The organism is Bacillus sp. JZ39 (assembly GCF_053903145.1).
Window position 1 is genome coordinate 156,478 of record NZ_CP096389.1, and the last position, 22,000, is coordinate 178,477.

The following is a 22,000-nucleotide window of genomic DNA, read 5'->3' on the forward strand; positions in this document are numbered from 1 at the left end:
CACAAAAGGGTGAGGTTCGATGATAAGAGAAGATGAAGTAAGAAAACTAGTCGGAGAAATGCGCGAACCTTTTCTTCAAAGACCTCTGGGAGAATTGGATGCCGTTAAGGAAATTAAAATAAAGCCTGAAAAACGGCATATCAGTGTAAAAGTCGCTCTTGCAAAAACAGGAACTGCAGAACAAATGCAGATTCAGCAAGAGATCGTAAACGTATTAAAAGGGGCAGGAGCTGAGACAGTCGGCCTTCGATTTGAAGAGCTGCCTGAAGAAACGGTTGCTAAATTCCGGGCGCCGTCAGCTGAGAAAAAAACATTATTAAATATGGATAACCCGCCAGTCTTTCTTGCTGTAGCAAGTGGAAAAGGCGGCGTAGGCAAGTCAACTGTGTCAGTAAACCTAGCTATATCTCTGGCTCGTCTAGGGAAAAAGGTTGGTTTAATTGATGCGGATATTTATGGGTTCAGTGTGCCGGACATGATGGGTATCACTGTGCGTCCAACAATTGAAGGAGAGAAACTTCTTCCTGTTGAACGCTTTGGAGTAAAGGTCATGTCAATGGGCTTTTTCGTAGAAGAAAATGCCCCGGTCGTATGGAGAGGGCCGATGCTCGGCAAAATGCTGAATAACTTTTTCCATGAAGTAGAGTGGGGAGAAGTAGACTATATTGTTCTTGATCTTCCGCCTGGTACAGGGGACGTTGCTCTCGATGTACATACAATGCTTCCGAGCTGCAAAGAAATTATCGTATCTACGCCACATCCGACAGCTGCTTTTGTCGCGGCCAGAGCGGGCTCTATGGCGATTAAAACCGATCATGAGGTCGTGGGTGTCATAGAGAACATGGCTTATTATGAAAGTGCAAAGACAGGGGAAAGAGAATATGTGTTTGGAAAAGGCGGAGGAGATAAACTGGCTGAGGAACTAAACGTGCCTTTACTCGGCAGAATCCCATTGAAACAGCCCGATTGGGATAAGGACCAATTTGCTCCGTCTGTTTATGACGAAAATCATCCAATCGGAGAAATATATCAGGACATCGCAAAAAAAATAGATGCAAAAATGTCAGTGCAGGTATAAAAGGTGAACCGGGATTCCAGATCCCGGCTTTCCCTTTATTCACTTTCTTTGGCCGTGTCTTTTGCTGCTTTTTTCAGTTCATCTTCGAACTGTTTTTTGTAAAGTGGACTAGAAAGTGTTTCGTTAATAACCTCTTCTAAATAACTGCGGAATTCTTGGCTTTTTGCCAGCTGGCTGTACTTTTTATCCATGCCGGGATCCTGCATAACGCTCATCAGCATCTTCTGGTAATCTGGATCCTTCATCAGCTTTTTAATCACTTTTTCATGCTCTGTCTGAAGAGTTTTGGCAAAGCCCTCAGCAAAATCAGTGTCTTCAAAGATGTTTTTCCAAAATTCTTCACCTTTTTTAGATGTGAGTGTTTTTTCTATTGTTCCTTTAATTGCATCTTGGTCAATCACCAGCGCTTCATTCATGGCATCATCATTTAATAATTCCTTAATAGCTTTCTTTCCATCATCAGTTTTTAATATATCAACAACCATTTTTTTGGTCTGATCATAGTCCATATCCGCTGCTTGGTCTTTTGGAGCGCAAGCTGTTACAGATAATAACAAAAAACAGCTCATCAATAGCGTTTTGGCTTTTGACATGCTTAAGCTCCTTTCACATACTTGTCTTACCTTTAATATGATTCATCTGTTTGGAATTATACATAACAAAATATCGCTGTTCGCGATTTTTGAGGGGATGAATAAAGAAATGAAAAGCCGTGGTTTAGTTCGTTTTTTCTTTTCTATTTTAGCTGTCGGGGCGCTTATCACGAGTATTGTGGGTTTTGCTTTAAAATGGGGAGAATATAGAGGGCTGTTTCTGACATTTGAAGCGGGACAGATTTTCTCTGTTTTATTTTGGTTTATCGGTGTAGGCATGATTTTCAGTGTGATCAGCCAAATGGGTTTTTTCGTGTTTTTAACAGTCCATCGGTTTGCGCTTGAGATATTAAGGTCCTCCTCTTTGTGGAATTTGCTGCAGTTGTTTTTCATCCTGTTTGTTGCTTTTGATTTAATGTACGTGCGTTTTTTATTTTTTGGAGAGAGCGGAGAATCGCTGGCTGGGTATGCGTGGTTACCGGTGTTTTTATTGATCTTTGGAGTGATTACAGCTTATATAAAGCAAAAGCAGTCCTCTAAGAAAACATTTGTGTCATCGTTGTTTTTGATGGTTGTGATTACCGCATTAGAATGGTTCCCTGCATTAAGAGTAAATGATGAGGACTGGCTTTATTTAATGCTTTTTCCGTTAATGGCATGTAATGCCTTCCAATTGCTGATGTTGCCGAAGTTTGCAGCAAAGTAATTACTTTACCTCTGCGGATTTGGCATCAGAATTTGCGATGAGATCACCCACGGTTACATTTTTTAATCCTTTTTCTTTCAGCTGATGGATGATATCGGGCAACGCTTCTTCTGTTTGTTTTGCCGAATCGGAGGCATGTAAAAGAATAATGTCTCCACCGGAAACTTGCTTGGTCACATTGTCGATGATTTTTTCAACTCCAGGATTTGTCCAGTCTTGCGAGTTCACACTGTAATGAACGACTGTATAATTGTATTGCTTTGCGACCTTTAGAACATTCTTATTGAATTGGCCGGTAGGGGGTCTTAATAGCTGTATGTCTTTGACCCCTAACTTTTCAAAGGCTGTTTGAGCACGGTCTATGTCCTTTTTTATTTCGCTGCTCTCTAAATTGGCATAGTTTTTATAAGCGTAGCCCATGCTCCCAATTTGATGTCCATCCTTTACGATACGGGCCACTGTGTCGGGATGGCGTTCTGCCCAAGAAGCGGACAGGAAAAACGTTGCGTTTTTAATCCCGTTTGCTTTCAGAGTATTAAGTATCGGTTCTGCTCTCTCATCACCCCAGCTGATATCGAAAGTAAGTGAAATATCTTTAGAGTCTGTTTCTCCTTTATAAATGGCTTTAGGTCCGGTGTCAGTTGAAAACACGGGAAGCGGGAGAGCTCTTTGGATATAAAAAAAGCTGGCAGCTGCAAATGCGGCGATAAGTATAATAATTAATTGTTTTACCCGTTTAATGTGCCACACATAGAAGTGATTCACTGATGATGCCTCCTTATCTTGTCCATCATTCTTGTTTTACATCTTATGAGCATGGACAATTGAATATAACCGATAAAATGTCTCTTCACATAGCCTAAATTAGGTGTTGACCTTTTGATAATATCCGTGATATATTATTATTCGTCGCTGATAAACAGCTGACATCAACTAAAAGCTTCATTAAGTACTTTGAAAAAAATTATTGACTTAAAAGAAGCTAAATGTTATAGTAATAAAGCTGCTTCGTTAAGCGGCGGTAATGATCTTTGAAAACTAAACAAGACAAAACGTACCTGTTAATTCAGTTTTTAAAAATCGCACAGCGATGTGCGTAGTCAGTCAAACTACTTTATCGGAGAGTTTGATCCTGGCTCAGGACGAACGCTGGCGGCGTGCCTAATACATGCAAGTCGAGCGGACAGATGGGAGCTTGCTCCCTGATGTTAGCGGCGGACGGGTGAGTAACACGTGGGTAACCTGCCTGTAAGACTGGGATAACTCCGGGAAACCGGGGCTAATACCGGATGGTTGTTTGAGCCGCATGGTTCAAACATAAAAGGTGGCTTCGGCTACCACTTACAGATGGACCCGCGGCGCATTAGCTAGTTGGTGAGGTAATGGCTCACCAAGGCAACGATGCGTAGCCGACCTGAGAGGGTGATCGGCCACACTGGGACTGAGACACGGCCCAGACTCCTACGGGAGGCAGCAGTAGGGAATCTTCCGCAATGGACGAAAGTCTGACGGAGCAACGCCGCGTGAGTGATGAAGGTTTTCGGATCGTAAAGCTCTGTTGTTAGGGAAGAACAAGTACCGTTCGAATAGGGCGGTACCTTGACGGTACCTAACCAGAAAGCCACGGCTAACTACGTGCCAGCAGCCGCGGTAATACGTAGGTGGCAAGCGTTGTCCGGAATTATTGGGCGTAAAGGGCTCGCAGGCGGTTTCTTAAGTCTGATGTGAAAGCCCCCGGCTCAACCGGGGAGGGTCATTGGAAACTGGGGAACTTGAGTGCAGAAGAGGAGAGTGGAATTCCACGTGTAGCGGTGAAATGCGTAGAGATGTGGAGGAACACCAGTGGCGAAGGCGACTCTCTGGTCTGTAACTGACGCTGAGGAGCGAAAGCGTGGGGAGCGAACAGGATTAGATACCCTGGTAGTCCACGCCGTAAACGATGAGTGCTAAGTGTTAGGGGGTTTCCGCCCCTTAGTGCTGCAGCTAACGCATTAAGCACTCCGCCTGGGGAGTACGGTCGCAAGACTGAAACTCAAAGGAATTGACGGGGGCCCGCACAAGCGGTGGAGCATGTGGTTTAATTCGAAGCAACGCGAAGAACCTTACCAGGTCTTGACATCCTCTGACAATCCTAGAGATAGGACGTCCCCTTCGGGGGCAGAGTGACAGGTGGTGCATGGTTGTCGTCAGCTCGTGTCGTGAGATGTTGGGTTAAGTCCCGCAACGAGCGCAACCCTTGATCTTAGTTGCCAGCATTCAGTTGGGCACTCTAAGGTGACTGCCGGTGACAAACCGGAGGAAGGTGGGGATGACGTCAAATCATCATGCCCCTTATGACCTGGGCTACACACGTGCTACAATGGACAGAACAAAGGGCAGCGAAACCGCGAGGTTAAGCCAATCCCACAAATCTGTTCTCAGTTCGGATCGCAGTCTGCAACTCGACTGCGTGAAGCTGGAATCGCTAGTAATCGCGGATCAGCATGCCGCGGTGAATACGTTCCCGGGCCTTGTACACACCGCCCGTCACACCACGAGAGTTTGTAACACCCGAAGTCGGTGAGGTAACCTTTTAGGAGCCAGCCGCCGAAGGTGGGACAGATGATTGGGGTGAAGTCGTAACAAGGTAGCCGTATCGGAAGGTGCGGCTGGATCACCTCCTTTCTAAGGATATTATACGGAATATAAGACCTTGGGTCTTATAAACAGAACGTTCCCTGTCTTGTTTAGTTTTGAAGGATCATTCCTTCGAAACGTGTTCTTTGAAAACTAGATAACAGTAGACATCACATTCAATTAGTAACACAAGATATCACATAGTGATTCTTTTTAACGGTTAAGTTAGAAAGGGCGCACGGTGGATGCCTTGGCACTAGGAGCCGATGAAGGACGGGACGAACACCGATATGCTTCGGGGAGCTGTAAGCAAGCTTTGATCCGGAGATTTCCGAATGGGGAAACCCACCACTCGTAATGGAGTGGTATCCATATCTGAATTCATAGGATATGAGAAGGCAGACCCGGGGAACTGAAACATCTAAGTACCCGGAGGAAGAGAAAGCAAATGCGATTCCCTGAGTAGCGGCGAGCGAAACGGGATTAGCCCAAACCAAGAGGCTTGCCTCTTGGGGTTGTAGGACACTCTGTACGGAGTTACAAAGGAACGAGGTAGATGAAGAGGTCTGGAAAGGCCCGCCATAGGAGGTAACAGCCCTGTAGTCAAAACTTCGTTCTCTCCTGAGTGGATCCTGAGTACGGCGGAACACGTGAAATTCCGTCGGAATCCGGGAGGACCATCTCCCAAGGCTAAATACTCCCTAGTGACCGATAGTGAACCAGTACCGTGAGGGAAAGGTGAAAAGCACCCCGGAAGGGGAGTGAAAGAGATCCTGAAACCGTGTGCCTACAAGTAGTCAGAGCCCGTTAACGGGTGATGGCGTGCCTTTTGTAGAATGAACCGGCGAGTTACGATCCCGTGCAAGGTTAAGCAGAAGATGCGGAGCCGCAGCGAAAGCGAGTCTGAATAGGGCGCATGAGTACGTGGTCGTAGACCCGAAACCAGGTGATCTACCCATGTCCAGGGTGAAGTTCAGGTAACACTGAATGGAGGCCCGAACCCACGCACGTTGAAAAGTGCGGGGATGAGGTGTGGGTAGGGGTGAAATGCCAATCGAACCTGGAGATAGCTGGTTCTCTCCGAAATAGCTTTAGGGCTAGCCTCAAGGTAAGAGTCTTGGAGGTAGAGCACTGATTGGACTAGGGGCCCCTACCGGGTTACCGAATTCAGTCAAACTCCGAATGCCAATGACTTATCCTTGGGAGTCAGACTGCGAGTGATAAGATCCGTAGTCGAAAGGGAAACAGCCCAGACCGCCAGCTAAGGTCCCAAAGTATACGTTAAGTGGAAAAGGATGTGGAGTTGCTTAGACAACCAGGATGTTGGCTTAGAAGCAGCCACCATTTAAAGAGTGCGTAATAGCTCACTGGTCGAGTGACTCTGCGCCGAAAATGTACCGGGGCTAAACGTATCACCGAAGCTGCGGACTGTTCTTCGAACAGTGGTAGGAGAGCGTTCTAAGGGCTGTGAAGCCAGACCGGAAGGACTGGTGGAGCGCTTAGAAGTGAGAATGCCGGTATGAGTAGCGAAAGAGGGGTGAGAATCCCCTCCACCGAATGCCTAAGGTTTCCTGAGGAAGGCTCGTCCGCTCAGGGTTAGTCGGGACCTAAGCCGAGGCCGAAAGGCGTAGGCGATGGACAACAGGTTGATATTCCTGTACCACCTCCTCACCATTTGAGCAATGGGGGGACGCAGGAGGATAGGGTAAGCGCGGTATTGGATATCCGCGTCCAAGCAGTTAGGCTGGGAAATAGGCAAATCCGTTTCCCATAAGGCTGAGCTGTGATGGCGAGCGAAATATAGTAGCGAAGTTCCTGATTCCACACTGCCAAGAAAAGCCTCTAGCGAGGTGAGAGGTGCCCGTACCGCAAACCGACACAGGTAGGCGAGGAGAGAATCCTAAGGTGATCGAGAGAACTCTCGTTAAGGAACTCGGCAAAATGACCCCGTAACTTCGGGAGAAGGGGTGCTCTGTTAGGGTGCAAGCCCGAGAGAGCCGCAGTGAATAGGCCCAGGCGACTGTTTAGCAAAAACACAGGTCTCTGCGAAGCCGTAAGGCGAAGTATAGGGGCTGACGCCTGCCCGGTGCTGGAAGGTTAAGAGGAGCGCTTAGCGTAAGCGAAGGTGCGAATTGAAGCCCCAGTAAACGGCGGCCGTAACTATAACGGTCCTAAGGTAGCGAAATTCCTTGTCGGGTAAGTTCCGACCCGCACGAAAGGCGCAACGATCTGGGCACTGTCTCAACGAGAGACTCGGTGAAATTATAGTACCTGTGAAGATGCAGGTTACCCGCGACAGGACGGAAAGACCCCGTGGAGCTTTACTGCAGCCTGATATTGAATGTTGGTACAGCTTGTACAGGATAGGTAGGAGCCTTGGAAACCGGAGCGCCAGCTTCGGTGGAGGCATCGGTGGGATACTACCCTGGCTGTATTGACCTTCTAACCCGCCGCCCTTATCGGGCGGGGAGACAGTGTCAGGTGGGCAGTTTGACTGGGGCGGTCGCCTCCTAAAAGGTAACGGAGGCGCCCAAAGGTTCCCTCAGAATGGTTGGAAATCATTCGCAGAGTGTAAAGGCACAAGGGAGCTTGACTGCGAGACCTACAAGTCGAGCAGGGACGAAAGTCGGGCTTAGTGATCCGGTGGTTCCGCATGGAAGGGCCATCGCTCAACGGATAAAAGCTACCCCGGGGATAACAGGCTTATCTCCCCCAAGAGTCCACATCGACGGGGAGGTTTGGCACCTCGATGTCGGCTCATCGCATCCTGGGGCTGTAGTCGGTCCCAAGGGTTGGGCTGTTCGCCCATTAAAGCGGTACGCGAGCTGGGTTCAGAACGTCGTGAGACAGTTCGGTCCCTATCCGTCGCGGGCGCAGGAAATTTGAGAGGAGCTGTCCTTAGTACGAGAGGACCGGGATGGACGCACCGCTGGTGTACCAGTTGTTCTGCCAAGGGCATCGCTGGGTAGCTATGTGCGGACGGGATAAGTGCTGAAAGCATCTAAGCATGAAGCCCCCCTCAAGATGAGATTTCCCATTCCGCAAGGAAGTAAGATCCCTGAAAGATGATCAGGTTGATAGGTCTGAGGTGGAAGTGTGGCGACACATGGAGCTGACAGATACTAATCGATCGAGGACTTAACCATATTTTTGAATGATGTCACACCTGTTATCTAGTTTTGAGAGAACACTCTCAATTTGTTTGGTGGCGATAGCGAAGAGGTCACACCCGTTCCCATACCGAACACGGAAGTTAAGCTCTTCAGCGCCGATGGTAGTCGGGGGTTTCCCCCTGTGAGAGTAGGACGCCGCCAAGCAGATTTATTAATTCTACCATGTTTGTTTATGAAGCTTTATATTATTCCGCAGTAGCTCAGTGGTAGAGCTATCGGCTGTTAACCGATCGGTCGTAGGTTCGAATCCTACCTGCGGAGCCATTGCTTCCATAGCTCAGCAGGTAGAGCACTTCCATGGTAAGGAAGAGGTCAGCGGTTCGAGCCCGCTTGGAAGCTTTATTAAATGTATTATTACCAAGGTTTCTCATAAGGAGAAAGCTTTTTTTATTGCGATATGCGGAAGTAGTTCAGTGGTAGAACACCACCTTGCCAAGGTGGGGGTCGCGGGTTCGAATCCCGTCTTCCGCTCCATTTATCCCAACGGGATATTGTAAATTGAATTGCGCCCGTAGCTCAATTGGATAGAGCGTTTGACTACGGATCAAAAGGTTAGGGGTTCGACTCCTCTCGGGCGCGCCATATCTTTTAATAGAATAGATAGGGAATCGGGAAGTAGCTCAGCTTGGTAGAGCACATGGTTTGGGACCATGGGGTCGCAGGTTCGAATCCTGTCTTCCCGACCATTTTTATGGGGCCTTAGCTCAGCTGGGAGAGCGCCTGCTTTGCACGCAGGAGGTCAGCGGTTCGATCCCGCTAGGCTCCACCAAAAGTTTTTTAAAAAAGTTGTTGACTTTGAAGAAGTGACGTTGTATACTAATAAAGTTGCTTTAACAAAGCGGACAAACAAAATGATCTTTGAAAACTAAACAAGACAAAACGTACCTGTTAATTCAGTTTTTAAAAATCGCACAGCGATGTGCGTAGTCAGTCAAACTACTTTATCGGAGAGTTTGATCCTGGCTCAGGACGAACGCTGGCGGCGTGCCTAATACATGCAAGTCGAGCGGACAGATGGGAGCTTGCTCCCTGATGTTAGCGGCGGACGGGTGAGTAACACGTGGGTAACCTGCCTGTAAGACTGGGATAACTCCGGGAAACCGGGGCTAATACCGGATGGTTGTTTGAACCGCATGGTTCAAACATAAAAGGTGGCTTCGGCTACCACTTACAGATGGACCCGCGGCGCATTAGCTAGTTGGTGAGGTAACGGCTCACCAAGGCGACGATGCGTAGCCGACCTGAGAGGGTGATCGGCCACACTGGGACTGAGACACGGCCCAGACTCCTACGGGAGGCAGCAGTAGGGAATCTTCCGCAATGGACGAAAGTCTGACGGAGCAACGCCGCGTGAGTGATGAAGGTTTTCGGATCGTAAAGCTCTGTTGTTAGGGAAGAACAAGTACCGTTCGAATAGGGCGGTACCTGACGGTACCTAACCAGAAAGCCACGGCTAACTACGTGCCAGCAGCCGCGGTAATACGTAGGTGGCAAGCGTTGTCCGGAATTATTGGGCGTAAAGGGCTCGCAGGCGGTTTCTTAAGTCTGATGTGAAAGCCCCCGGCTCAACCGGGGAGGGTCATTGGAAACTGGGGAACTTGAGTGCCAGAAGAGGAGAGTGGAATTCCACGTGTAGCGGTGAAATGCGTAGAGATGTGGAGGAACACCAGTGGCGAAGGCGACTCTCTGTGTAACTGGTAAGCTGACGCTGAGGAGCGAAAGCGTGGGGAGCGAACAGGATTAGATACCCTGGTAGTCCACGCCGTAAACGATGAGTGCTAAGTGTTAGGGGGTTTCCGCCCCTTAGTGCTGCAGCTAACGCATTAAGCACTCCGCCTGGGGAGTACGGTCGCAAGACTGAAACTCAAAGGAATTGACGGGGGCCCGCACAAGCGGTGGAGCATGTGGTTTAATTCGAAGCAACGCGAAGAACCTTACCAGGTCTTGACATCCTCTGACAATCCTAGAGATAGGACGTCCCCTTCGGGGGCAGAGTGACAGGTGGTGCATGGTTGTCGTCAGCTCGTGTCGTGAGATGTTGGGTTAAGTCCCGCAACGAGCGCAACCCTTGATCTTAGTTGCCAGCATTCAGTTGGGCACTCTAAGGTGACTGCCGGTGACAAACCGGAGGAAGGTGGGGATGACGTCAAATCATCATGCCCCTTATGACCTGGGCTACACACGTGCTACAATGGACAGAACAAAGGGCAGCGAAACCGCGAGGTTAAGCCAATCCCACAAATCTGTTCTCAGTTCGGATCGCAGTCTGCAACTCGACTGCGTGAAGCTGGAATCGCTAGTAATCGCGGATCAGCATGCCGCGGTGAATACGTTCCGGGCCTTGTACACACCGCCCGTCACACCACGAGAGTTTGTAACACCCGAAGTCGGTGAGGTAACCTTTTAGGAGCCAGCCGCCGAAGGTGGGACAGATGATTGGGGTGAAGTCGTAACAAGGTAGCCGTATCGGAAGGTGCGGCTGGATCACCTCCTTTCTAAGGATATTATACGGAATATAAGACCTTGGGTCTTATAAACAGAACGTTCCCTGTCTTGTTTAGTTTTGAAGGATCATTCCTTCGAAACGTGTTCTTTGAAAACTAGATAACAGTAGACATCACATTCAATTAGTAACACAAGATATCACATAGTGATTCTTTTTAACGGTTAAGTTAGAAAGGGCGCACGGTGGATGCCTTGGCACTAGGAGCCGATGAAGGACGGGACGAACACCGATATGCTTCGGGGAGCTGTAAGCAAGCTTTGATCCGGAGATTTCCGAATGGGGAAACCCACCACTCGTAATGGAGTGGTATCCATATCTGAAATTCATAGGAATATGAGAAGGCAGACCCGGGGAACTGAAACATCTAAGTACCCGAGGAAGAGAAAGCAAATGCGATTCCCTGAGTAGCGGCGAGCGAAACGGGATTAGCCCAAACCAAGAGGCTTGCCTCTTGGGGTTGTAGGACACTCTGTACGGAGTTACAAAGGAACGAGGTAGATGAAGAGGTCTGGAAAGGCCCGCCATAGGAGGTAACAGCCCTGTAGTCAAAACTTCGTTCTCTCCTGAGTGGATCCTGAGTACGGCGGAACACGTGAAATTCCGTCGGAATCCGGGAGGACCATCTCCCAAGGCTAAATACTCCCTAGTGACCGATAGTGAACCAGTACCGTGAGGGAAAGGTGAAAAGCACCCCGGAAGGGGAGTGAAAGAGATCCTGAAACCGTGTGCCTACAAGTAGTCAGAGCCCGTTAACGGGTGATGGCGTGCCTTTTGTAGAATGAACCGGCGAGTTACGATCCCGTGCAAGGTTAAGCAGAAGATGCGGAGCCGCAGCGAAAGCGAGTCTGAATAGGGCGCATGAGTACGTGGTCGTAGACCCGAAACCAGGTGATCTACCCATGTCCAGGGTGAAGTTCAGGTAACACTGAATGGAGGCCCGAACCCACGCACGTTGAAAAGTGCGGGGATGAGGTGTGGGTAGGGGTGAAATGCCAATCGAACCTGGAGATAGCTGGTTCTCTCCGAAATAGCTTTAGGGCTAGCCTCAAGGTAAGAGTCTTGGAGGTAGAGCACTGATTGGACTAGGGGCCCCTACCGGGTTACCGAATTCAGTCAAACTCCGAATGCCAATGACTTATCCTTGGGAGTCAGACTGCGAGTGATAAGATCCGTAGTCGAAAGGGAAACAGCCCAGACCGCCAGCTAAGGTCCCAAAGTATACGTTAAGTGGAAAAGGATGTGGAGTTGCTTAGACAACCAGGATGTTGGCTTAGAAGCAGCCACCATTTAAAGAGTGCGTAATAGCTCACTGGTCGAGTGACTCTGCGCCGAAAATGTACCGGGGCTAAACGTATCACCGAAGCTGCGGACTGTTCTTCGAACAGTGGTAGGAGAGCGTTCTAAGGGCTGTGAAGCCAGACCGGAAGGACTGGTGGAGCGCTTAGAAGTGAGAATGCCGGTATGAGTAGCGAAAGAGGGGTGAGAATCCCCTCCACCGAATGCCTAAGGTTTCCTGAGGAAGGCTCGTCCGCTCAGGGTTAGTCGGGACCTAAGCCGAGGCCGAAAGGCGTAGGCGATGGACAACAGGTTGATATTCCTGTACCACCTCCTCACCATTTGAGCAATGGGGGGACGCAGGAGGATAGGGTAAGCGCGGTATTGGATATCCGCGTCCAAGCAGTTAGGCTGGGAAATAGGCAAATCCGTTTCCCATAAGGCTGAGCTGTGATGGCGAGCGAAATATAGTAGCGAAGTTCCTGATTCCACACTGCCAAGAAAAGCCTCTAGCGAGGTGAGAGGTGCCCGTACCGCAAACCGACACAGGTAGGCGAGGAGAGAATCCTAAGGTGATCGAGAGAACTCTCGTTAAGGAACTCGGCAAAATGACCCCGTAACTTCGGGAGAAGGGGTGCTCTGTTAGGGTGCAAGCCCGAGAGAGCCGCAGTGAATAGGCCCAGGCGACTGTTTAGCAAAAACACAGGTCTCTGCGAAGCCGTAAGGCGAAGTATAGGGGCTGACGCCTGCCCGGTGCTGGAAGGTTAAGAGGAGCGCTTAGCGTAAGCGAAGGTGCGAATTGAAGCCCCAGTAAACGGCGGCCGTAACTATAACGGTCCTAAGGTAGCGAAATTCCTTGTCGGGTAAGTTCCGACCCGCACGAAAGGCGCAACGATCTGGGCACTGTCTCAACGAGAGACTCGGTGAAATTATAGTACCTGTGAAGATGCAGGTTACCCGCGACAGGACGGAAAGACCCCGTGGAGCTTTACTGCAGCCTGATATTGAATGTTGGTACAGCTTGTACAGGATAGGTAGGAGCCTTGGAAACCGGAGCGCCAGCTTCGGTGGAGGCATCGGTGGGATACTACCCTGGCTGTATTGACCTTCTAACCCGCCGCCCTTATCGGGCGGGGAGACAGTGTCAGGTGGGCAGTTTGACTGGGGCGGTCGCCTCCTAAAAGGTAACGGAGGCGCCCAAAGGTTCCCTCAGAATGGTTGGAAATCATTCGCAGAGTGTAAAGGCACAAGGGAGCTTGACTGCGAGACCTACAAGTCGAGCAGGGACGAAAGTCGGGCTTAGTGATCCGGTGGTTCCGCATGGAAGGGCCATCGCTCAACGGATAAAAGCTACCCCGGGGATAACAGGCTTATCTCCCCCAAGAGTCCACATCGACGGGGAGGTTTGGCACCTCGATGTCGGCTCATCGCATCCTGGGGCTGTAGTCGGTCCCAAGGGTTGGGCTGTTCGCCCATTAAAGCGGTACGCGAGCTGGGTTCAGAACGTCGTGAGACAGTTCGGTCCCTATCCGTCGCGGGCGCAGGAAATTTGAGAGGAGCTGTCCTTAGTACGAGAGGACCGGGATGGACGCACCGCTGGTGTACCAGTTGTTCTGCCAAGGGCATCGCTGGGTAGCTATGTGCGGACGGGATAAGTGCTGAAAGCATCTAAGCATGAAGCCCCCCTCAAGATGAGATTTCCCATTCCGCAAGGAAGTAAGATCCCTGAAAGATGATCAGGTTGATAGGTCTGAGGTGGAAGTGTGGCGACACATGGAGCTGACAGATACTAATCGATCGAGGACTTAACCATATTTTTGAATGATGTCACACCTGTTATCTAGTTTTGAGAGAACACTCTCAATTTGTTTGGTGGCGATAGCGAAGAGGTCACACCCGTTCCCATACCGAACACGGAAGTTAAGCTCTTCAGCGCCGATGGTAGTCGGGGGTTTCCCCCTGTGAGAGTAGGACGCCGCCAAGCAATTGCACGTTAGTGTAATTTTTAAAAAAAAGTTGTTGACTTTGAAGAAGTGACGTTGTATACTAATAAAGTTGCTTTAACAAAGCGGACAAACAAAATGATCTTTGAAAACTAAACAAGACAAAACGTACCTGTTAATTCAGTTTTTAAAAATCGCACAGCGATGTGCGTAGTCAGTCAAACTACTTTATCGGAGAGTTTGATCCTGGCTCAGGACGAACGCTGGCGGCGTGCCTAATACATGCAAGTCGAGCGGACAGATGGGAGCTTGCTCCCTGATGTTAGCGGCGGACGGGTGAGTAACACGTGGGTAACCTGCCTGTAAGACTGGGATAACTCCGGGAAACCGGGGCTAATACCGGATGGTTGTTTGAACCGCATGGTTCAAACATAAAAGGTGGCTTCGGCTACCACTTACAGATGGACCCGCGGCGCATTAGCTAGTTGGTGAGGTAACGGCTCACCAAGGCGACGATGCGTAGCCGACCTGAGAGGGTGATCGGCCACACTGGGACTGAGACACGGCCCAGACTCCTACGGGAGGCAGCAGTAGGGAATCTTCCGCAATGGACGAAAGTCTGACGGAGCAACGCCGCGTGAGTGATGAAGGTTTTCGGATCGTAAAGCTCTGTTGTTAGGGAAGAACAAGTACCGTTCGAATAGGGCGGTACCTTGACGGTACCTAACCAGAAAGCCACGGCTAACTACGTGCCAGCAGCCGCGGTAATACGTAGGTGGCAAGCGTTGTCCGGAATTATTGGGCGTAAAGGGCTCGCAGGCGGTTTCTTAAGTCTGATGTGAAAGCCCCCGGCTCAACCGGGGAGGGTCATTGGAAACTGGGGAACTTGAGTGCAGAAGAGGAGAGTGGAATTCCACGTGTAGCGGTGAAATGCGTAGAGATGTGGAGGAACACCAGTGGCGAAGGCGACTCTCTGGTCTGTAACTGACGCTGAGGAGCGAAAGCGTGGGGAGCGAACAGGATTAGATACCCTGGTAGTCCACGCCGTAAACGATGAGTGCTAAGTGTTAGGGGGTTTCCGCCCCTTAGTGCTGCAGCTAACGCATTAAGCACTCCGCCTGGGGAGTACGGTCGCAAGACTGAAACTCAAAGGAATTGACGGGGGCCCGCACAAGCGGTGGAGCATGTGGTTTAATTCGAAGCAACGCGAAGAACCTTACCAGGTCTTGACATCCTCTGACAATCCTAGAGATAGGACGTCCCCTTCGGGGGCAGAGTGACAGGTGGTGCATGGTTGTCGTCAGCTCGTGTCGTGAGATGTTGGGTTAAGTCCCGCAACGAGCGCAACCCTTGATCTTAGTTGCCAGCATTCAGTTGGGCACTCTAAGGTGACTGCCGGTGACAAACCGGAGGAAGGTGGGGATGACGTCAAATCATCATGCCCCTTATGACCTGGGCTACACACGTGCTACAATGGACAGAACAAAGGGCAGCGAAACCGCGAGGTTAAGCCAATCCCACAAATCTGTTCTCAGTTCGGATCGCAGTCTGCAACTCGACTGCGTGAAGCTGGAATCGCTAGTAATCGCGGATCAGCATGCCGCGGTGAATACGTTCCCGGGCCTTGTACACACCGCCCGTCACACCACGAGAGTTTGTAACACCCGAAGTCGGTGAGGTAACCTTTTAGGAGCCAGCCGCCGAAGGTGGGACAGATGATTGGGGTGAAGTCGTAACAAGGTAGCCGTATCGGAAGGTGCGGCTGGATCACCTCCTTTCTAAGGATATTATACGGAATATAAGACCTTGGGTCTTATAAACAGAACGTTCCCTGTCTTGTTTAGTTTTGAAGGATCATTCCTTCGAAACGTGTTCTTTGAAAACTAGATAACAGTAGACATCACATTCAATTAGTAACACAAGATATCACATAGTGATTCTTTTTAACGGTTAAGTTAGAAAGGGCGCACGGTGGATGCCTTGGCACTAGGAGCCGATGAAGGACGGGACGAACACCGATATGCTTCGGGGAGCTGTAAGCAAGCTTTGATCCGGAGATTTCCGAATGGGGAAACCCACCACTCGTAATGGAGTGGTATCCATATCTGAATTCATAGGATATGAGAAGGCAGACCCGGGGAACTGAAACATCTAAGTACCCGGAGGAAGAGAAAGCAAATGCGATTCCCTGAGTAGCGGCGAGCGAAACGGGATTAGCCCAAACCAAGAGGCTTGCCTCTTGGGGTTGTAGGACACTCTGTACGGAGTTACAAAGGAACGAGGTAGATGAAGAGGTCTGGAAAGGCCCGCCATAGGAGGTAACAGCCCTGTAGTCAAAACTTCGTTCTCTCCTGAGTGGATCCTGAGTACGGCGGAACACGTGAAATTCCGTCGGAATCCGGGAGGACCATCTCCCAAGGCTAAATACTCCCTAGTGACCGATAGTGAACCAGTACCGTGAGGGAAAGGTGAAAAGCACCCCGGAAGGGGAGTGAAAGAGATCCTGAAACCGTGTGCCTACAAGTAGTCAGAGCCCGTTAACGGGTGATGGCGTGCCTTTTGTAGAATGAACCGGCGAGTTACGATCCCGTGCAAGGTTAAGCAGAAGATGCGGAGCCGCAGCGAAAGCGAGTCTGAATAGGGCGCATGAGTACGTGGTCGTAGACCCGAAACCAGGTGATCTACCCATGTCCAGGGTGAAGTTCAGGTAACACTGAATGGAGGCCCGAACCCACGCACGTTGAAAAGTGCGGGGATGAGGTGTGGGTAGGGGTGAAATGCCAATCGAACCTGGAGATAGCTGGTTCTCTCCGAAATAGCTTTAGGGCTAGCCTCAAGGTAAGAGTCTTGGAGGTAGAGCACTGATTGGACTAGGGGCCCCTACCGGGTTACCGAATTCAGTCAAACTCCGAATGCCAATGACTTATCCTTGGGAGTCAGACTGCGAGTGATAAGATCCGTAGTCGAAAGGGAAACAGCCCAGACCGCCAGCTAAGGTCCCAAAGTATACGTTAAGTGGAAAAGGATGTGGAGTTGCTTAGACAACCAGGATGTTGGCTTAGAAGCAGCCACCATTTAAAGAGTGCGTAATAGCTCACTGGTCGAGTGACTCTGCGCCGAAAATGTACCGGGGCTAAACGTATCACCGAAGCTGCGGACTGTTCTTCGAACAGTGGTAGGAGAGCGTTCTAAGGGCTGTGAAGCCAGACCGGAAGGACTGGTGGAGCGCTTAGAAGTGAGAATGCCGGTATGAGTAGCGAAAGAGGGGTGAGAATCCCCTCCACCGAATGCCTAAGGTTTCCTGAGGAAGGCTCGTCCGCTCAGGGTTAGTCGGGACCTAAGCCGAGGCCGAAAGGCGTAGGCGATGGACAACAGGTTGATATTCCTGTACCACCTCCTCACCATTTGAGCAATGGGGGGACGCAGGAGGATAGGGTAAGCGCGGTATTGGATATCCGCGTCCAAGCAGTTAGGCTGGGAAATAGGCAAATCCGTTTCCCATAAGGCTGAGCTGTGATGGCGAGCGAAATATAGTAGCGAAGTTCCTGATTCCACACTGCCAAGAAAAGCCTCTAGCGAGGTGAGAGGTGCCCGTACCGCAAACCGACACAGGTAGGCGAGGAGAGAATCCTAAGGTGATCGAGAGAACTCTCGTTAAGGAACTCGGCAAAATGACCCCGTAACTTCGGGAGAAGGGGTGCTCTGTTAGGGTGCAAGCCCGAGAGAGCCGCAGTGAATAGGCCCAGGCGACTGTTTAGCAAAAACACAGGTCTCTGCGAAGCCGTAAGGCGAAGTATAGGGGCTGACGCCTGCCCGGTGCTGGAAGGTTAAGAGGAGCGCTTAGCGTAAGCGAAGGTGCGAATTGAAGCCCCAGTAAACGGCGGCCGTAACTATAACGGTCCTAAGGTAGCGAAATTCCTTGTCGGGTAAGTTCCGACCCGCACGAAAGGCGCAACGATCTGGGCACTGTCTCAACGAGAGACTCGGTGAAATTATAGTACCTGTGAAGATGCAGGTTACCCGCGACAGGACGGAAAGACCCCGTGGAGCTTTACTGCAGCCTGATATTGAATGTTGGTACAGCTTGTACAGGATAGGTAGGAGCCTTGGAAACCGGAGCGCCAGCTTCGGTGGAGGCATCGGTGGGATACTACCCTGGCTGTATTGACCTTCTAACCCGCCGCCCTTATCGGGCGGGGAGACAGTGTCAGGTGGGCAGTTTGACTGGGGCGGTCGCCTCCTAAAAGGTAACGGAGGCGCCCAAAGGTTCCCTCAGAATGGTTGGAAATCATTCGCAGAGTGTAAAGGCACAAGGGAGCTTGACTGCGAGACCTACAAGTCGAGCAGGGACGAAAGTCGGGCTTAGTGATCCGGTGGTTCCGCATGGAAGGGCCATCGCTCAACGGATAAAAGCTACCCCGGGGATAACAGGCTTATCTCCCCCAAGAGTCCACATCGACGGGGAGGTTTGGCACCTCGATGTCGGCTCATCGCATCCTGGGGCTGTAGTCGGTCCCAAGGGTTGGGCTGTTCGCCCATTAAAGCGGTACGCGAGCTGGGTTCAGAACGTCGTGAGACAGTTCGGTCCCTATCCGTCGCGGGCGCAGGAAATTTGAGAGGAGCTGTCCTTAGTACGAGAGGACCGGGATGGACGCACCGCTGGTGTACCAGTTGTTCTGCCAAGGGCATCGCTGGGTAGCTATGTGCGGACGGGATAAGTGCTGAAAGCATCTAAGCATGAAGCCCCCCTCAAGATGAGATTTCCCATTCCGCAAGGAAGTAAGATCCCTGAAAGATGATCAGGTTGATAGGTCTGAGGTGGAAGTGTGGCGACACATGGAGCTGACAGATACTAATCGATCGAGGACTTAACCATATTTTTGAATGATGTCACACCTGTTATCTAGTTTTGAGAGAACACTCTCAATTTGTTTGGTGGCGATAGCGAAGAGGTCACACCCGTTCCCATACCGAACACGGAAGTTAAGCTCTTCAGCGCCGATGGTAGTCGGGGGTTTCCCCCTGTGAGAGTAGGACGCCGCCAAGCAAGCTTAAACCCAGCTCATTGAGCTGGGTTTTTTATTTTATATCTGTGCCGATTTGCTTTCGTTAGTATCCATTTTACTAATATTTTTGAATCCCAATACAATCACCAGCATGATCAACATGAGAGTCATAAATAATCAAAATGCAGGTTGTACGGGAGACTCATCCAGACTCCATCCGACTGCGATTGGCAGGATAGAGCCGCCAATCCATTGGCAGCGAGCAGCATGCCTGTCGTTTGTTCGGAAACCGGCTCGGGTTGCCAAATGAGAGAAAAGATATTACTGTCATTAAAACGATTCTTGGTTTCATCCGGATATGATAAAATGTCTCAGACTATATTTAAGCCATTTTTTTCTTCAGCATTCATCTTGCGTAATTGATAAAAATTTATTATGATACTCTTTGTATGACAACTCCTTGCCTCAATACAATATACTCAACGTTTCCCCGTTTTCCCCGGTCGTTTTTCTTTTCATTTTCTCCCGTAAAATAAAAAAAGCTCCCAATACAATAGATATGGTGCGGATTAATTTTACTAAAAAGGAGTCGTTATATTTGAATAATAGTTTTACATTAAAACAGCAATGGTTCGGCAATATCCGAAAAGACATTCTTGCTGGCATTTTAGTTGCGTTAGCATTAATTCCTGAAGCGATTGGCTTTTCTATTATAGCCGGTGTGGATCCGATGGTCGGTCTTTATGCGTCATTTTGTATAGCCATTATTATTTCTATTTTTGGCGGCAGACCTGGCATGATTTCAGCTGCGACAGGCTCAATGGCAGTCGTTATGGTGTCGCTGGTTGCTGATCATGGGCTTCAGTATTTATTTGCAGCTACGATTTTGACAGGTATTATTCAGGTGATTTTAGGTATCAGTAAAATTGCAAGATTAATGAAATTCATCCCGCGTTCTGTGATGATCGGGTTTGTGAATGCGCTGGCGATCCTTATCTTCTCTGCGCAGCTTCCCCAGTTTGAAGGTGCTTCTTGGAGCATGTATGCGATGCTTGCCGGGTCGTTGGTTATTATTTATGTGCTGCCGAGATTTACGACTGCTGTTCCGTCTCCGCTTGTTGCTATTATTGTGATGACAATTATTGCGGTCACTTTCCATGTGGATGTGCGGACGGTTGGTGATATGGGCAATATTTCTAGTTCATTGCCTCATTTCTTAATCCCTGATGTTCCGTTTACCTTTGAAACACTGCAAATTATTTTTCCTTATTCAATTGCTTTAGCGTTTGTCGGGTTGCTTGAATCTTTGCTGACAGCGCAGATTATTGATGAAATGACGGATACGGACAGTGATAAAAATAAAGAGAGCCGCGGACAGGGAATTGCGAATATCGTGACTGGATTCTTTGGCGGAATGGCAGGCTGCGCTATGATCGGACAATCTGTCATTAATACAAAAGCGGGCGGTCGCGGACGTTTGTCAGCATTTGTTGCCGGTGCTTTTCTGATGTTTTTAATTGCGGTGTTAAGTCATGTCGTGGTGAAAATCCCAATGGCGGCGTTAGTAGCTGTAATGGTTATGGTGTCTGTCGGCACTTTTGATTGGTCTTCCTTAAAAGGTCTCAAAAAAGCGCCGCTCACGGACTCGATTGTCATGGTTGTGACTGTGGTTACGGTTGTTGTGACGGATGACTTATCTAAGGGTGTATTTGTCGGTGTTCTTTTAAGTGCCGTGTTCTTTGTAGCAAAAATCTCGAAGCTGAAAATCGTTTCTCATGCAGAGGATCAAAAGCTTAGAACGTATCAAGTGAAGGGGCAAATCTTTTTTGCGTCAGTGACTGATCTTACGAATGCGTTTATATATCAAGAGGATATTGAGCGGGTTGTGATTGACTTAACTGAAGCTCACGTATGGGACGATTCTGGTGTGGCCGCACTTGATAAGATTGTTGCGAAGTTTAAGGAACAAGGCATTGAAGCTGAGTTAAAAGGTTTGAATAAAGCGAGTAAATCTCTAATGAAACGGATGGCATAAAATAGAGAAGCCCAGATGAATGAGATCTGGGCTTTTTTATATAACATACACTTAAGCAGCATTGATATAATAGAGAGAAGAGAAATTTTAAATAGGGGACTTGCATATGATGCTTCAGAAGCTGAACCGTGTATTGGGGAGGGTTATGCCGCTGTTAACGCCGACTAGTGTGGTGCTGGGCGTGCTGCTGTCTCAGTTTTTAAATGGGTATGAATGGGCTGTGCCTTGGATCTTTGCTTTTATTACGTTTGCAGGCAGTTTAAGCGCGAACTTTCAATCTTTGAGACATGCATTGTCTCACCCTCTCCCTATGATTCTTGCACTATTCGTTCTTCATATTTTCATGCCGCTTTTTGCTTGGGGCAGCGGCCATCTTATATTTAAAGGTGATCCTTTGACGATTACCGGTTTAACATTGGCTGTTGTGATTCCTACGGGGATTACAAGCTTGATTTGGGCAGCGATGTACAAAGGGAATGTCGGTTTGACACTTTCGATTATTTTAATTGATACTGTGCTGTCACCGCTAATCGTACCGCTGAGTCTTTCATTGCTGGCCGGCGCTCAGGTTCATATGGATGTGTGGGGAATGATGAAAGGTCTGATTGTAATGGTCGTGATTCCTTCTTTTCTGGGCATGCTGTTTAATCAGATGTCATCTCCAGAAAGAACTTCGTCTTTGAGCAGTGCGCTGTCGCCTTTTTCAAAGCTTTGCTTGATGGCAGTGATTGCGATTAACAGTTCAGCCATTGCTCCTTATTTCAAATCCATTGATTTGAGATTTGCAGGAATAGCTGTAACGGTATTCTTTATCGCGTTAACAGGTTATGCCGCTGCTTGGCTGATCGGAAAAATGATGAAAAGGCGGCAAGAGGAAATAGTCTCTCTTATATTTACGGGAGGCATGAGGAATATTAGTGCCGGCGCAGTTCTTGCCGTTACGTTCTTCCCGTCTCAGGTTGCCGTTCCTGTTGTGATTGGCATGCTGTTTCAGCAGATATTGGCTGCTTTGTTTGGCTATATGCTGAATCGTTTTGAATTAAAACCAATGTTGCAGAAAGTATAAAAA

At 49.2% G+C, this 22,000-nt stretch carries 6 protein-coding genes, 6 tRNA genes and 9 rRNA genes; 19 read left to right on the top strand and 2 right to left on the bottom strand.

Annotation, left to right across the window (positions count from 1 at the left end; translation table 11 throughout):
• The first annotated feature begins 19 nt into the window (after nucleotides 1-19).
• Nucleotides 20-1,078, top strand: coding sequence for an iron-sulfur carrier protein/transcriptional regulator SalA (salA, locus tag M1D65_RS00920; protein WP_003235124.1), 1,059 nt, complete (start codon nucleotides 20-22; stop codon nucleotides 1,076-1,078).
• A gap of 35 nt (nucleotides 1,079-1,113) precedes the next feature.
• On the opposite strand, the gene gerD is transcribed toward salA, so the two are convergent.
• Complete coding sequence (gene gerD, locus M1D65_RS00925) at nucleotides 1,114-1,671, bottom strand: spore germination lipoprotein GerD (protein WP_003235126.1); 558 nt, start codon at nucleotides 1,669-1,671, stop codon at nucleotides 1,114-1,116.
• Nucleotides 1,672-1,780: 109 nt separating this feature from the next.
• On the opposite strand from gerD, the gene kbaA reads away from it, so the two are divergent.
• A complete protein-coding gene (gene kbaA, locus M1D65_RS00930; RefSeq protein WP_004399693.1) occupies nucleotides 1,781-2,377 on the top strand; it encodes a KinB-signaling pathway activation protein in 597 nt (198 codons plus the stop codon).
• On the opposite strand, the gene pdaB is transcribed toward kbaA, so the two are convergent.
• Nucleotides 2,378-3,142 carry a polysaccharide deacetylase family sporulation protein PdaB gene (gene pdaB, locus M1D65_RS00935; protein ID WP_070548379.1) on the bottom strand — a complete coding sequence of 255 codons (765 nt, stop codon included), beginning with the start codon at nucleotides 3,140-3,142 and terminating at the stop codon, nucleotides 2,378-2,380.
• A 349-nt stretch (nucleotides 3,143-3,491) separates the two neighbouring features.
• Between pdaB and M1D65_RS00940 the strand changes: the two genes are divergently transcribed.
• The 17 genes from M1D65_RS00940 to M1D65_RS01020 all read left to right on the top strand — a co-directional run bounded on the left by M1D65_RS00940 (nucleotide 3,492) and on the right by M1D65_RS01020 (nucleotide 21,997).
• Nucleotides 3,492-5,041: ribosomal RNA gene (locus M1D65_RS00940) — 16S ribosomal RNA — on the top strand.
• Between the two features lie 170 nt (nucleotides 5,042-5,211).
• Nucleotides 5,212-8,139 (top strand): 23S ribosomal RNA (locus M1D65_RS00945).
• A 55-nt stretch (nucleotides 8,140-8,194) separates the two neighbouring features.
• Nucleotides 8,195-8,310: ribosomal RNA gene (gene rrf, locus M1D65_RS00950) — 5S ribosomal RNA — on the top strand.
• Nucleotides 8,311-8,355: 45 nt separating this feature from the next.
• Nucleotides 8,356-8,430 (top strand) — tRNA-Asn (locus tag M1D65_RS00955).
• Between the two features lie 2 nt (nucleotides 8,431-8,432).
• Nucleotides 8,433-8,505 (top strand) — tRNA-Thr (locus M1D65_RS00960).
• 60 nt (nucleotides 8,506-8,565) lie between these two features.
• Nucleotides 8,566-8,640: transfer RNA gene (locus M1D65_RS00965), tRNA-Gly, on the top strand.
• A 31-nt stretch (nucleotides 8,641-8,671) separates the two neighbouring features.
• Nucleotides 8,672-8,748 (top strand) — tRNA-Arg (locus tag M1D65_RS00970).
• Between the two features lie 27 nt (nucleotides 8,749-8,775).
• Nucleotides 8,776-8,852 (top strand) — tRNA-Pro (locus M1D65_RS00975).
• A gap of 7 nt (nucleotides 8,853-8,859) precedes the next feature.
• Nucleotides 8,860-8,935: transfer RNA gene (locus M1D65_RS00980), tRNA-Ala, on the top strand.
• A 172-nt stretch (nucleotides 8,936-9,107) separates the two neighbouring features.
• Nucleotides 9,108-10,661: ribosomal RNA gene (locus tag M1D65_RS00985) — 16S ribosomal RNA — on the top strand.
• Nucleotides 10,662-10,831: 170 nt separating this feature from the next.
• Nucleotides 10,832-13,760, top strand: a 23S ribosomal RNA gene (locus M1D65_RS00990).
• A 55-nt stretch (nucleotides 13,761-13,815) separates the two neighbouring features.
• A 5S ribosomal RNA gene (gene rrf, locus M1D65_RS00995) occupies nucleotides 13,816-13,931 on the top strand.
• A gap of 187 nt (nucleotides 13,932-14,118) precedes the next feature.
• A 16S ribosomal RNA gene (locus M1D65_RS01000) occupies nucleotides 14,119-15,668 on the top strand.
• Nucleotides 15,669-15,838: 170 nt separating this feature from the next.
• Nucleotides 15,839-18,766: ribosomal RNA gene (locus tag M1D65_RS01005) — 23S ribosomal RNA — on the top strand.
• Nucleotides 18,767-18,821: 55 nt separating this feature from the next.
• Nucleotides 18,822-18,937 (top strand): 5S ribosomal RNA (gene rrf, locus M1D65_RS01010).
• The 16S, 23S and 5S rRNA genes sit together here with 6 tRNA genes alongside, the layout of an rRNA operon.
• Before the next feature lie 557 nt (nucleotides 18,938-19,494).
• On the top strand, nucleotides 19,495-20,931 hold the full coding sequence (locus M1D65_RS01015; RefSeq protein ID WP_064671157.1) for a SulP family inorganic anion transporter: 1,437 nt from the start codon (nucleotides 19,495-19,497) through the stop codon (nucleotides 20,929-20,931).
• 145 nt (nucleotides 20,932-21,076) lie between these two features.
• Nucleotides 21,077-21,997: a bile acid:sodium symporter family protein gene (locus M1D65_RS01020; protein ID WP_080474448.1), complete on the top strand. Its 921-nt coding sequence runs from the start codon at nucleotides 21,077-21,079 to the stop codon at nucleotides 21,995-21,997.
• Nucleotides 21,998-22,000: the final 3 nt, after the last annotated feature.